Genomic DNA, 13,121 nt, shown 5'->3' with positions numbered 1-13,121 from the left:
AACACTCTCGACACAAATGCCGACTTTAACATCAATTTCATCTATTTAGCCCGCTGGGATAATATTGTGTAAAGGTCTTTTTCATCACCTATTGCATCCCAAACTAGCAAGCATCAGCATCACTTTTGCTTATCACTACATCGCTAACGCCATAATCTTTGGGCAAGAACCAAGAACACACCGGCCAAAGCGCCTAAATCTCCTGACTTTTCATATCCTTTTTATTAGAATAAAAGAGCATTTGCGCAGCCAAAGTCGATTTCGCGCTACGCCATCACGGGGTTGGCAGGGATTTTGCCGACGACCTCAAAATATTAGTATCAGATTTACAACGGGATAAAGATTAATGACGATTTTAGTCACAGGTGGCGCAGGCTACATAGGTAGCCATACTGTCGTTGAGCTACTTAATGATGATCAACAGGTGGTCATCATAGACAATCTGAGCAACTCCAGCGTCGAGGCCCTTAACCGGGTCGAGCAGATCACAGGCAAAGCGGTCACCTTCTATCAGGGGGATGTGCTTAACAAGGCCTTCCTGCAGAAGGTGTTTACCGACCATGATATCGACGCAGTGATCCATTTTGCCGGTCTTAAGGCGGTTGGCGAGTCTGTGGCCCAACCGCTACGCTATTATGAAAACAATGTCACCGGTACCTTAGTGCTATGTGAGGTAATGGCCGAGTTTAATGTGAAAAACCTGGTATTTAGCTCTTCAGCTACTGTCTATGGCGACCCGGCCTCGCTGCCGATTACGGAAGACTTCCCCACAGGCGCCACGAATCCCTACGGCCAGTCTAAGTTGATGGTTGAACATATCCTCAAGGATCTGCACCACTCAGACAGCAGCTGGAACGTCGCCAGACTGCGTTACTTCAATCCTGTGGGCGCCCACGAAAGTGGACTCATCGGCGAAGATCCCAACGATATTCCCAACAACCTGATGCCCTTTATCGCACAGGTTGCCGTAGGCAAACGTGATCAACTCAGTGTCTTCGGTGACGATTACGACACCCATGACGGTACAGGGGTACGCGACTATATCCATGTGGTCGATCTGGCCAAGGGCCACCTGAAAGCACTTGAAAAACTCAACACAGCACCTGGACTGGTCACCTATAACCTGGGCACAGGCCAGGGCTATAGCGTGCTGGATATGGTCAAGGCATTTGAGAAGGCTTGTGGCCATGCCATCGCTTACCAGATATCACCCCGTCGCCCCGGAGATATCGCCGCCTGTTACGCCGACCCACACAAGGCGCAGACAGAGCTGAACTGGCAAGCCACCCACACCATAGAAGATATGGCCAACAGCAGCTGGCACTGGCAGTCCTCTAACCCGAATGGCTACAAGGCCTAAATCAGACTCAGGGGGCTTAGCCCCCTATTTGATATCAAGTGAATCTATGAGCAATCGTATCAACCAAAGCCGCCGTAACCTCTTCAGTCGCCGCAAGAGCCAGGTGATCCGCCCCCCCTGGAGCCGCACAGATGTAGAATTTACCGATATCTGTACCCGCTGCGATAAGTGTATCGATGCCTGTGAGACGAAAATCCTCTCCCGGGGCGATGGTGGATTTCCCGAGGTCAGCTTCAGTCAGGACGAATGCACCTTCTGCGGCGACTGTGCCAAGGTGTGTCCCGAACCACTGTTCACCGACATCGAAGAAACGCCCTGGCAGATCAAGGCCAGTATTGATCAGAGCTGCCTGGCCAACAGCGGCATCTGGTGCCAGACCTGTAAGGATGCCTGCGATCCCAGAGCCATCAGCTTTACCGCCAGCATAGGTCAGGCGCCAAAACCTGTGGTCGATACCGAGCTATGCAACGGCTGCGGCGCCTGCGTTGCCCCCTGTCCCAACCAATCGATAAAACTCAGCTGATGGGGTAAAACCCATTGCCAAAAAACTGACAGGCTGCGCCAAATATTAGTGGTTTTGTTACACAAAATTTAAGGGTAATATTGGAGAAAACGGGCAAAAAGTTAATCATTATGTTTGGAAAGAAAAATAACAAAGCGGGTCTCACTTTCATTGCGCAAGGGACTAAATTATCAGGGGAAACTCATTTTGCTGGCGAAGCCCTTATCGGCGGCGAACTGCACGGCAAGATCAGTGCTACCGGTAAGCTGACTATCGAGGTCGATGGTTATATCGAAGGCGAGCTGCAGTGTAAGGAAATTAAGGTCTCCGGCGCCTTTAAGGGCAAGATGAAGTGTGAAAAACTTAACATCACCAGCACCGGCAGCGTCGAGGGCGAGATAGCCTGTAACTCGATGGAGATCTTCGAAGGCGGTCAGTTTATCGGTATGCGCGTTCGAGAAGAGGTTGCCCTGCTTGCCAGCGAACCCGACACTCAAGCGATTAACACTAGCACCAAACCTGCCACAAAATCTGAAGCCAAAACCAATGCCGAGCCTGAGGCCGAGTCTCAGCTCGACAATTATTTTAAAGAGCTAACTAAATCAGCCTAATACGGGCCGGATGAGCAAAAGCCCTATCTGGTTACAGTAACATCTAATTTCGGTAAAAGTTCTGCTAACAAGGCCAGACTATTGTGTGGCCTTGTTTTTATATTCCCGAACCAACGCGATAAACTCCCGCGGCGCTCTGTCTAAACAATCTTCCGGCAGGTAAACATGGTAGCCAAGCTGGGCGTTGAGCTGCATGCAGCGCCGGGCAAACATTGCCTGTACCCCGCTCAAGTCACAACCTTCCAGGGTGATCGGCGTAAACTCTGAGTTGAGATAGTGCTCAAGGTCCGCAAGTTCACCATCCAGGTTCAGGGAGGAGATCAGCAGCGGACGCTGCTCGCTCAGTAGCCCGGTCGCCAGCCTAGGCGGAATATCGTCGATAAGCGGCAACAGGGATCTCAGCCTGACACCTATGTAGGGCAGGTCATGGCTATCAAACGACTGAATACTGCGGGGAATATCCAGGCGTTGAATGTTATCCCACTCAAGATAGATGCTGCCCCTATGATGGTGATACACCAATCCCCTGGGCCTCAACTCTATGCTCACCTCGGGTTGCATCCATTTGGCTATCCCGAGAACGGTAAAGATCATGCCGAAGATGAAGCTAACCATCCCAGGTCCCATCAGGGCTCTGGAGGCGACAAACATCATCAGGGCGCACAGCAAGGCGATGACACCAATCAGGGTAAAGGTGCGCGCGTTACGCTTGGTTACCGCGCGAATAACGATAGATTCTTGCTCCATACGCTCCAAGTACTTCTCCAGGCGCCCTTAGCGCCTCTGTGCTGATGCCTCGCTAAGCAAAGTAGCTCAATCAGACAGTGAAAATTTAATCTTTAGCCAGGTCTGACCCAAATATTCATGGATAGAACGCTGGGAGGCTAACAGATTACGGGCATCCAGTTGCCACCAGTAGCCGCCCCGGGCAATAAAGTCCGCCGGCGCCCCCTGAGGATTCATGCCTGCCAGGTGGAAGATCATCATGGCTCTTGGCAGATGAGTGGCCGAGGTGACCAGCCTAAAAGGCCTGTCGCCTAACTCCCACTTGAGAAACTCAGCCTCTTCCAGGGTATCCTTGGCCAGCGGAAACTGGATGATCTGCTCTGGCTTCACCCCAAGTTCCATCGCCGCATTAGCCATCACCTGGGCCTGCGGCACTTTGTCGCTACCGCTCCAGCCGCTGACCACCAGCTGACAGTCCTGGCCTAGGCTGAGTTGTCTCACGCCTTCGGTGAGACGAGCCAGCGCGGTGGCAGAGAGTTGCAGGGTGGCGCGATCGGCAATAGTCGAGTCATGCCCACTGCCCAGCACCATCACCACGCAGGCGTTTTCGATCGGGTCGTTATTGACCGGGTATTGCCCTTCGAGCGATGCGGTCAGCTGATAACTGCCCCATTGACTGCTCAGCAGCAACAACAGGGTAAAAGAGAGTGTGATCAACGCCTTAACAAACTTGCGGCGCCGCAGGATCAGAATCGCGATAAACAGACAAAATACCGACAGCGGGATCGGCATTAAGAGTTGTGAAATCAGTTTTTTTACCCAGAACATGGCTATCCTTGCCCCTATGCTTTGCCCCCAATGAAAAGTGGGGGCAAGTGTAACCTAGGGTTGCAAGGAAGTCATTAGCAGAGGAAGTCGTTACCAGAGCCAGGCCGCGCCGCGAACCCCGGATGAGCCCCCATACATGTTTTTCACCACGGGGGTGCGACATTCACCGCCCAGCACGTACTTTGACAAGTCTTCGGGCAGTCGTGGGTAGATGGCGTCAATATTTGAGACGCCGCCGCCCAGAACGATAATGTCAGGGTCGAGCATGTTGATCATGTGGGCCAGCGAGCGCGCCAGACGATCGATAAAGCGCTCAAATGCCGCGGTTGCCAATGCTTCGCCCTCCTCCATACGACGGGCGATTTCGATACCGCTCGGAGCATCGCCACCGGCGGCCTTATAGTCGCGCACAAAGCCGGTGCCAGAGATAAAGGTTTCGATGCAGTCTTTGTTGCCGCAGAAGCATTCGGTCGTGTTAAACTCGTCGGGCGTCATCCAGGGCAGAGGGTTATGGCCCCACTCACCGCCGATGCCATTGCCACCACCATGCACCCTGCCGTTGATGGCGATACCGCCGCCGCAGCCTGTGCCTATGATCACTCCAAACACCAGCCCCTTACCTGCCGCGGCGCCGTCTGTCGCCTCGGAAACAGCGAAACAGTTGGCATCATTGGCCACTCTCACCTCGCGGTCAAGGCGCGCACCGAGATCCAGATCCAAGGGGTGACCGTTGATCCAGGTAGAGTTGGCATTCTTAACTAAGCCTGAGAAGGGTGAGATCACGCCGGGAATACCGACGCCTACAGTGCCTGTCTGCCCCAGGCTAGTCTCCGCCTCATTGACGAGCGATTCGATGGCATCCAGGGTGGCATTATATTCACGCGGTGTGGGGATCCGCTTCCTAAACAGCTCCTTACCGGCTTCACTCAGGGCCACCAGCTCAATCTTAGTGCCCCCCAGGTCTACACCCATTCTCATCATACTCTGCTCCAATCTTCTTCTCGTTATCTAATACCAATCCGAGTAAATAGCTGACCATCCTAGCTTGTTAAAACGTCCGATAACTGCGTTAGTATTTTTGATTGTAGAATAACTACTTATCGAAAAAACCTGCCTTGTTTTCAAACGTTCTTGTTACGCTATTGTTGCTCACTTACTGTGAATGCTATTGCTTATCGCCCCAATGCTTTGCGATGGCGATAAAATAGGGATTTAAAATCGCTTCTTTCTGGTTATAGTCCAGCACCTGGCCGTTATCGGCGTTCACCACCTTGCCACCGACACTCTCCAATACCGCCTGCGCGGCCGCGGTGTCCCACTCACTGGTGAGCCCGAGACGCGGATAGATATCCGCCTTGCCCTCGGCCAATAGGCAGAACTTTAACGAGCTACCGATGCTGGTCATTTCATGCTCGCCTAAAGTCTCAAGGTAAGCTGCAAGGCCTGGGCTCACATGGGAACGACTGCCTACAACCCTGGGAACGCTCGGCGCCGCGCTAACCAGTTGGTTCAAATCGGTTAACCCATCGGCACTGGCCAGCCAGGCACCGAGATGCAGGGCGCCGTAATAACACTTGTCCAGCACGGGGGCATAGACCACACCAGCCAGGGCGCGGCCCTTGTCGATAAAGGCGATGTTAACGGTAAATTCGCCGTTACGCTTGATGAACTCCTTGGTGCCATCCAGCGGATCGATCAGCCAATATTGCTGCCACTGTTTGCGGGTCTCCCAGGGAATATCGGCGGCCTCTTCGGACATCACGGGGATCTCCGGAGTCAAACGTGCCAGCGCCTCGACAATCACCTTGTGGCTGGCCAGATCGGCAGCAGTCACGGGGCTATCATCGGCCTTGGCCTGAATGTCCATCTGTTCGCTGGCATAAACCTGCATGATGGCCTCGCCCGCGGCCTTGGCAATCTCGACCAACTCACCTAACCATTCTTGCTTAAATATATGACTCACAATATAAATTCTCTTCGCCCTAGATTGCCTTAGTATGCCATCTCTGGGCCTAAGAATTTAATAACAATTTGATCATACTTTGCGTAAAAGATACTAAGCTAGCGGCGCGGCGGTGAAAAGCCTTTCACCGCGCCTTGCATTCGTATTCAACTGTCCTCCAAGCTTGCTAGCACGCCGAAAAGTACATTACAAGCCGATAACCTTTCACCCTCATTATCTTGGCAATTTATCACCCTGAACTCACCCTTAGGTCACCTAAAAGTCACCTCAGCAACACAAAGAAACCAAACAACTTGATTTACTTAGCACATATCGATATTTCCCTTGTTAATTAGCCGATTAATCATAATATTCGCGCAAAAGTTCAACCGATAAAGATGACCCGATGAAGCGATACCTAACCGTTCCCCTGCTACTGCTTAGCAGCCATTCGGCCTATGCCGCCTGGTGGATAGAACCGACCGACCTGCCCCTGCGCGCCGACATTCAACTGCTCGCCGATACTGGAGTGATCAAGCAGCCGGTGACCACCTATCCCTTGATGTGGGCGGGGCTCAAACAAGATCTCGATAACGCCCAGTTGCCCGACCTCTCCCCTGCTCAAGGGGCTGCCTACGACAGAGTCATGAGCGCCTACACTAGAGACCATCGAGGCGTCAGTAGCCGTATCGGCCTGGGCGCCGCCACAGACAGCGCACGCTTCTTGGGCTTTGGTCATGATTATCGAGATAAGGCGGAAGCCAAGGTGGATCTGGAGGTCACAAAGGAGTGGTTTAGCGGACGCCTCTCGGCCAGCTACCATCAAGACCCCATAGATGGTAACAGCAGTCGACTGGATAACAGCTTCGCCGCCATCAGCCTGGGCAACTGGATCATCAGCGCCGGTGCGCAGCAGAAGTATTGGGGGCCGGGCTGGGACACAGGCCTGATCCAGACTACCAACGCCCGCCCAATGCCGGGCATTACCTTGAGCCGTAACAACAGCGCCGCTTTCGAATCACCTTGGCTCAACTGGATAGGCCCCTGGACCTTCACCACCAGCTTCAGCCAGATGGAGAGCGACCGCTATGTCCCAGACACCAAACATTGGGGCGCCCGTGGCACGCTTAGACCCATCTCAAAACTGGAGGTCGGCTTCTCCTGGACCATGCAGTGGGGCGGCGAGGGTTATGGCAACAGCCTAAGTGACTGGTGGGATGGCCTGTTTAACGGCGGGAAATCAGAAAACGAGATAGACAACGGCCAGGAAAATATGCTCGCGGGTTATGACTTTCGCTGGTCCGACACCGCCTTCGGCATTCCCTATGGCATCTACTTCGAGCGAACCCATGAAGACTATCACCATGACAAGAACAAGCTGATCAATGCGGCCAATCTGGGGGGCATAGACTTCATGCTTCAAGGACTTAACACACGAGTCTTTATCGAATACGCAGATACCAAGGTGGCCTGTGGCATAGACCCTAATGCCTATAACTGTCTTTACGAGCATGGCTTCTACCAGAGTGGCTATCGCTACTACGGCAGGAGTCTGGGCAGCACCTATGATAATGATTCAGAGACCTTGGTCCTCGGTGGTATCACCCAGCTGGGCGACGGCCACAGCATCACCAATAAGCTGCGCTGGCTAAGGCTCAACACCGACGGCTTAGATGCTAACAATAGCGAAGGCAAGGGTCCAGGCGGCAACCCCGTCTCCCCCGGTGAATATGAGCGTGTCTATCAGTTCGATACCAGCTACCACAGACCCTGGCTACAGGGCACGCTCAAGCTCGGCGGCACTGTGAGTTATCGCCAGTTTGTCCATAGCGGCGGTCACGACTGGGACACCAGCCTGTATGCCCTGTGGGAGAGGCGCTTCTAAACCGAAAACTACTTTAATACAGAGGCTTGGATAGGGGAAAAGAGTCGATAATTATGGCGCCGAGTAGCTTCGGCGCCTTATAAGATTAGATGACACAAGCGCCAGGCTTATAGCATCGCCGCCCCAAAGACTTAGGCGATAGACAATATCCCCTGCTGAGCGAGATAGTCCACCACCTGCTGCGCGCACTGCTGTACAGACTGCTCGGCGGTTTTAACGTGCACCTCTGGGCTCATTGGCGCCTCATAGTCAGAATCGATGCCGGTGAAATGTTTTATCTCTCCGGCGCGCGCCTTCTTGTAGAGTCCCTTGGGATCGCGCAGCTCGCACACCGCCAGCGGCGTATCGATAAAGACCTCGATAAACTGATGAGCTGACAAGAGATCTCTCACCAACTGGCGATCGGCGGCGAATGGCGAGATGAAGGCGGTCGACACCAGAGTCCCGGCATCGACAAACAACTTGGCCACCTCGCCGATACGGCGAATGTTCTCTACCCTGTCTTCATCGGAGAACCCCAGATCGCCGTTGAGCCCATGGCGCACATTATCGCCATCGAGCACATAGGTCTTACAGCCCTTGTCATGCAGCAGACGATCGACCGCGTTAGCCACAGTCGACTTGCCCGACCCACTCAGGCCGGTAAACCAGAGCACGGCCCCCTGATGGCCGTTGGCCTGCTCGCGCTCCTCATGAGACACGCTGGCCTGATGCCACTGAACATCGCTGGATTTAACATGAACATCGACTGTCTTATAGGGGGACATCGGCTTTCCTTAACGGGTTAACTGCAAAACAATTGGCATAGATTCGGTATCCCATCTATCGCCTAAAACGGGAAAAACACAGGCACGGCCAGCAAGACAATAGCACCGTAGGTCAGGCTCACGGGCACGCCTACCTTAACAAAATCCATCAGGCGATAGCGACCTGCGTTATACACCATAAGGTTGGTCTGATAGCCATAGGGGCTGATAAAGCTGCCGCTGGCGGCAAAAGCTACCGTCATCACAAACGGCAGGAAATCGACCCCGAAGCCCAGGGCAATGCTGTAGGCAATGGGAAACATCAGCGCCGCGGCGGCGTTATTGGTAATAAGCTCCGTCATCAGCCAAGTCGCCAAATACACCAGCAGCAGCGCCAGCATCAGGTGCTGTTTGTCTGCCGTGCCCTCCACCCAATTGGCAACCATCTCAGCCACACCGCTATTGACCAGGGCATGAGAGAGCAAGATGGCCGAGGCCACCACCAGCCAGATATCCACCGGGAAGCGGCGCACCACCTCGTTAACGTTAAGGCACTGGCTGAAGATCAACACACCCAGTAGCAGCAGCATCCCCTGTAGCATCTCCACCACACCGGTGGCGGCCAAGACGAGTGTGAGCACGAAACCACCGATGGAGATCCAGGCCTTCTTGCCGTTGATGCGGGTCTCGGGTTCGACACCACTGATCACGATAAAGTTCTTGCTGATGTTGTGGCGGGTAAGGAAGTCCTTACCTACGGCCAGCACTAAGAAGTCACCCGCCTTGATCTGCACCTCGCCGAGCTTGCCGGAGATCTCTTCACCATCGCGGCGAATGGCCACGGCGGCGGCGTCAAACAGGGCCCTAAAGCCCGCCTTCTTCATGGTCTTACCTACCAGCAGGCTCTCCTGCTTGACAACCACCTCGGTGAGGTTAGTGTCGAGCAGACCATTTTTTTCGGCAAACATCTCAAGGCCAGAGAACTGGCTGAGCTGCATCACCTTGGCGATATCGCCACTGAAGATGAGTCTGTCGTCTTGCTGCAGTACCTCGGTGGGCGTCACCGGGCTGATGAGGCGGCCATTACGCACCACCTCCACCAGGAATAGGGATTCGAGATGCCTGAGACCATTGTCTTCCACCGAACGGCCGATCAGCTCAGAGCCGGCTACCACCTTGGCATCGATAAAATAGCCCTTGGAGCAGGTCTCCTGATGGGCAATATCCGGCAACCATCTCGACGCGACACGCAGCACCAAGCCACACCCCAGCACCAGCAAGGCACCGATGGCGGTAAAGGAGAAGAAAGAGAGCGACTGGTTTGAGGCGTCGATCACCATGCTGTTGACGATAAGGTTGGTTGAGGTACCGACCAGGGTCAAGGTGCCCCCCAGGATCGCCGCGTAGGAGAGCGGTAGTAATAACTTACTCGCCACATGGTGGGGATTATTGCGAATGGGCGACAACAGGGTGGCCACTACGGCCGTGTTGTTGAGCAAGGCTGAGCTAAGCGCCGTCATGCCAAACAGACGCAGCCAGGTGGTGCGGTAGCCGCTGACGATCACCTTTGCGGCGATGATCCGTAGCAGCCGGGTCTTCTCCAAGGCAAAGGAGCAGAGAATAAGCAGCACCAAAGTCACCAAGCCCGGGTTAGACATGCTGGAGAGCAGCTGTTCCTTGGTCACCAGGTTAAACGCCACCAGCACCAGCAGGGTCACGCCAAACACCAGCGCCGGTCGGTTTTGAAAACGCACTAAACCCGCGATAGTCGCAAGAAAGATGGCGATGGTGAGATAAGCGTTAAATGTCATAGTTTGCTTTCTTAAGCCTCAGACTAACGAGTATATGTCGATGTGGTAAGCGCAATAATACCGGGTTAAACATGCGCTACCCGTTAGCCCTTGGTCCTCAGATTTGTGTCGCTTACGCCTTAGAAATATCCTTAACGCCCCAGTGTGGGAAATGCTTACGCACCAAGGCATTCATCTCAAGTTCGAAGGCCGAGATCTCGCGTTTTTTCCCCTTGCCACCGTCGATGGCTCTGCGGATCATGCCCGCGCCCACTGTTACGTTGGTGAGTCTGTCGATGATGATGAAGGCGCCCGTGGCACGATTTTCCTCATAGGCGTCAAACTGCACGGGTTCTGTAACCGAGAAGTGACAGTTGCCCATCTCATTGAGCGCCAGTTGCTGAGCACTGTGCTGGGTCAGATGGTTGATATCCACCTTGTAGTTGATGGCATCGGCATAGCCGTACACCGCCTTGCTACCCAGCTTAAGCGCATATTCTCTGTCGACACACAGGGGCTCTTCGGTCATCCACACCACGTCTGCCTCAAAATGACTGGTGGAGTTTGGCTTATCGTGAGGGCGCACTAACATGTCGCCACGACTCACATCGATCTCATCGGTCAGGGTGAGCGTTACCGCCTGCCCGGCAACAGCCTTTTCAAGCTCGCCATCGAAGGTCACGATAGACTTGATGCGGCTCTCTTTGCCCGATGGCAAGGCGGCTATGGTATCTCCTACACGGATCTCGCCCGAAGCTATGGTGCCACAGAAGCCTCTGAAATCCAGGTTCGGGCGATTAACATATTGCACCTGGAAACGGAACGACTCGCTCTTGTCCTGCTCTACGGAAACCGTGTTAAGCAGCTTGATCAGGGTCGAGCCCGGATACCAGGTCATGTTCTCGCTTTCGTTTACCACGTTATCGCCCTTGAGCGCGGAGATAGGCACGAAGCGCACATCGGTAAAGGCAAGGTCTTTGGCAAACTCGCGGTAAGCCTTCTTGATCCCTTGATAGATCCCCTGGTCATAACCCACTGCATCCATCTTGTTGATGGCGATAATCACATGTTTGATGCCTAGTTGAGAGCAGATGTAGCTGTGACGACGGGTCTGCACCTGCACCCCATGACGGGCATCGATCAGGATAATGGCCAAATCGGCTGTGGAGGCACCTGTGGCCATGTTGCGGGTGTACTGCTCATGGCCTGGTGTGTCGGCGATGATAAATTTACGCTGCTCGGTGGCGAAGTAGCGATAGGCCACATCGATAGTGATCCCCTGCTCGCGCTCCGATTGCAGACCATCCACCAGCAGGGCCAAATCAAACGCCTGATCTGTGGTGTTAAAACGCTTGGAATCTTTCTCGATGGCGGCCATCTGATCCTCAAAGATCATCTTGCTATCAAACAGCAGGCGTCCGATCAGGGTCGACTTGCCATCATCCACACTGCCACAGGTCAAGATACGCAACATATCTTTGTTTTCGTGAAGCTTGAGGTAACCTTCGATGTCGGTCTGTAATAGGGTGTTTTCAGTTGTCATGGTGTTTCTCGTATTCGTTATCTGCGGCGTACCAGGCCTAAAGTCTGCCAATGCATTAATCGTCGATGATTTGAGGATTAGCCCTTGAGTTAGAAGTAACCTTCCATCTTCTTCTTTTCCATCGAGCCGGCGGAGTCGTTATCGATCACCCGCCCCTGTCGCTCTGAGGTGGTACAAAGCAGCATCTCTTGAATAATTTCCGGCAGGGTTGTTGCCTGCGACTCGACCGCCCCCGTCAGCGGATAACAGCCTAAGGTTCTAAAACGCACCATCTTCTGCTCTACGGTTTCACCGGGCTCGATCTCCATGCGCTCGTCATCCACCATAATCAAGGTGCCATCGCGCTTGACCACGGGGCGCGGCTCGGCAAGATAGAGAGACGGGATCTCGATATTTTCCAAATAGATGTATTGCCAGATATCCAGCTCGGTCCAGTTAGACAGCGGGAAGACACGGATGCTCTCACCCTTATCGACCTTACCGTTATAGATGTTCCACAGCTCCGGGCGCTGATTCTTAGGATCCCAGCGATGCTTACTGTCACGGAACGAGTAGACGCGCTCCTTGGCACGGGACTTCTCTTCGTCGCGTCGTGCACCACCGAAAGCCGCATCGAAACCATGCATATCGAGAGCCTGCTTAAGCCCTTCGGTCTTCATGATATCGGTATGTTTGGCGCTGCCGTGGGTAAAGGGAGAGATGTTCATCTCCAGGCCACGGGGATTTTTATGCACGATGAGATCGAAACCATACTGCTTTGCCATGCGATCGCGAAATTCGATCATCTCCCTGAACTTCCAGTTGGTATCGACATGCAACAAAGGAAACGGAATTTTGCCAGGATAAAAGGCCTTACGCGCTAGGTGTAGCAACACAGAAGAATCTTTACCCACGGAATAGAGCATCACGGGATTCTCAAACTCTGCGGCAACTTCCCGCATGATCTGAATCGATTCAGCCTCGAGTTGTTTAAGATGGGTTTGCTGTGTAGACATAGGGTTTTCCGTTTATCAAATTGCAATTCACTAAGGCCGCAAAGCGAACCCGCCCCAATTGCTCAAAATGAGTGTTAAGGAAATCATACCAGCAGCAACCAGCTTTAGAAGTTATAAATATTAATTTTTTTATACCAAAAACGAATATCAAGTAAGCAAAAATTTGGATGGTTTGAGGTTACGGAATAGAGGA

The 13,121-nt window shown here is 53.3% G+C and carries 12 protein-coding genes; 4 read left to right on the top strand and 8 right to left on the bottom strand.

Annotation, left to right across the window (positions count from 1 at the left end):
• The first annotated feature begins 346 nt into the window (after positions 1-346).
• The 3 genes from galE to DB48_RS13005 all read left to right on the top strand — a co-directional run bounded on the left by galE (position 347) and on the right by DB48_RS13005 (position 2,473).
• Positions 347-1,360: a UDP-glucose 4-epimerase GalE gene (galE, locus tag DB48_RS13015; RefSeq protein ID WP_041510701.1), complete on the top strand. Its 1,014-nt coding sequence runs from the start codon at positions 347-349 to the stop codon at positions 1,358-1,360.
• A gap of 46 nt (positions 1,361-1,406) precedes the next feature.
• Positions 1,407-1,883 (top strand): ferredoxin-type protein NapF, encoded by a 477-nt coding sequence (napF, locus tag DB48_RS13010; protein WP_041510700.1) that lies wholly within the window; start codon positions 1,407-1,409, stop codon positions 1,881-1,883.
• Between the two features lie 110 nt (positions 1,884-1,993).
• Complete coding sequence (locus tag DB48_RS13005) at positions 1,994-2,473, top strand: bactofilin family protein (protein WP_041510699.1); 480 nt, start codon at positions 1,994-1,996, stop codon at positions 2,471-2,473.
• A 78-nt stretch (positions 2,474-2,551) separates the two neighbouring features.
• On the opposite strand, the gene DB48_RS13000 is transcribed toward DB48_RS13005, so the two are convergent.
• From DB48_RS13000 to cysQ, 4 genes are all read right to left on the bottom strand, one after another.
• Positions 2,552-3,220: a DUF2982 domain-containing protein gene (locus DB48_RS13000; RefSeq protein ID WP_041510698.1), complete on the bottom strand. Its 669-nt coding sequence runs from the start codon at positions 3,218-3,220 to the stop codon at positions 2,552-2,554.
• Between the two features lie 66 nt (positions 3,221-3,286).
• A complete protein-coding gene (locus DB48_RS12995) occupies positions 3,287-4,027 on the bottom strand; it encodes a YdcF family protein (RefSeq protein ID WP_041510697.1) in 741 nt (246 codons plus the stop codon).
• Between the two features lie 90 nt (positions 4,028-4,117).
• Positions 4,118-5,008: a fructokinase gene (gene mak / locus DB48_RS12990; RefSeq protein ID WP_041510696.1), complete on the bottom strand. Its 891-nt coding sequence runs from the start codon at positions 5,006-5,008 to the stop codon at positions 4,118-4,120.
• A 184-nt stretch (positions 5,009-5,192) separates the two neighbouring features.
• Positions 5,193-5,990, bottom strand: a complete 798-nt coding sequence (gene cysQ, locus DB48_RS12985; RefSeq protein ID WP_041510695.1) for a 3'(2'),5'-bisphosphate nucleotidase CysQ — start codon at positions 5,988-5,990, stop codon at positions 5,193-5,195.
• A gap of 385 nt (positions 5,991-6,375) precedes the next feature.
• On the opposite strand from cysQ, the gene DB48_RS12980 reads away from it, so the two are divergent.
• Positions 6,376-7,854, top strand: coding sequence for a capsule assembly Wzi family protein (locus tag DB48_RS12980; protein WP_041510694.1), 1,479 nt, complete (start codon positions 6,376-6,378; stop codon positions 7,852-7,854).
• 131 nt (positions 7,855-7,985) lie between these two features.
• On the opposite strand, the gene cysC is transcribed toward DB48_RS12980, so the two are convergent.
• The 4 genes from cysC to cysD all read right to left on the bottom strand — a co-directional run bounded on the left by cysC (position 7,986) and on the right by cysD (position 12,928).
• Complete coding sequence (gene cysC / locus DB48_RS12975) at positions 7,986-8,621, bottom strand: adenylyl-sulfate kinase (protein WP_041510693.1); 636 nt, start codon at positions 8,619-8,621, stop codon at positions 7,986-7,988.
• A gap of 62 nt (positions 8,622-8,683) precedes the next feature.
• Positions 8,684-10,411: an SLC13 family permease gene (locus DB48_RS12970; protein ID WP_041510692.1), complete on the bottom strand. Its 1,728-nt coding sequence runs from the start codon at positions 10,409-10,411 to the stop codon at positions 8,684-8,686.
• 112 nt (positions 10,412-10,523) lie between these two features.
• Entirely contained in the window at positions 10,524-11,933 is a 1,410-nt protein-coding gene (gene cysN, locus DB48_RS12965) for a sulfate adenylyltransferase subunit CysN (protein ID WP_041510691.1), read from the bottom strand.
• An 89-nt stretch (positions 11,934-12,022) separates the two neighbouring features.
• Positions 12,023-12,928, bottom strand: coding sequence for a sulfate adenylyltransferase subunit CysD (gene cysD / locus DB48_RS12960; protein WP_041510690.1), 906 nt, complete (start codon positions 12,926-12,928; stop codon positions 12,023-12,025).
• Positions 12,929-13,121: the final 193 nt, after the last annotated feature.

It is taken from the genome of Shewanella sp. cp20 (genome assembly GCF_000832025.1).
Classification (GTDB): Bacteria; Pseudomonadota; Gammaproteobacteria; order Enterobacterales; family Shewanellaceae; genus Shewanella.
The sequence above is the reverse complement of the archived record's forward strand: the minus strand, read 5'-3'. Positions and strand labels throughout refer to the sequence as shown.

Coding starts and splice junctions, on each gene's coding strand:
- cysD (WP_041510690.1), bottom strand. CDS start 12,928: ATGTCTACACAGCAAACCCATCTTAAACAACTCGAGGCTGAATCGATT.
- galE (WP_041510701.1), top strand. CDS start 347: ATGACGATTTTAGTCACAGGTGGCGCAGGCTACATAGGTAGCCATACT.
- DB48_RS13005 (WP_041510699.1), top strand. CDS start 1,994: ATGTTTGGAAAGAAAAATAACAAAGCGGGTCTCACTTTCATTGCGCAA.
- mak (WP_041510696.1), bottom strand. CDS start 5,008: ATGATGAGAATGGGTGTAGACCTGGGGGGCACTAAGATTGAGCTGGTG.
- DB48_RS13000 (WP_041510698.1), bottom strand. CDS start 3,220: ATGGAGCAAGAATCTATCGTTATTCGCGCGGTAACCAAGCGTAACGCG.
- DB48_RS12995 (WP_041510697.1), bottom strand. CDS start 4,027: ATGTTCTGGGTAAAAAAACTGATTTCACAACTCTTAATGCCGATCCCG.
- DB48_RS12980 (WP_041510694.1), top strand. CDS start 6,376: ATGAAGCGATACCTAACCGTTCCCCTGCTACTGCTTAGCAGCCATTCG.
- DB48_RS12970 (WP_041510692.1), bottom strand. CDS start 10,411: ATGACATTTAACGCTTATCTCACCATCGCCATCTTTCTTGCGACTATC.
- napF (WP_041510700.1), top strand. CDS start 1,407: ATGAGCAATCGTATCAACCAAAGCCGCCGTAACCTCTTCAGTCGCCGC.
- cysC (WP_041510693.1), bottom strand. CDS start 8,621: ATGTCCCCCTATAAGACAGTCGATGTTCATGTTAAATCCAGCGATGTT.
- cysN (WP_041510691.1), bottom strand. CDS start 11,933: ATGACAACTGAAAACACCCTATTACAGACCGACATCGAAGGTTACCTC.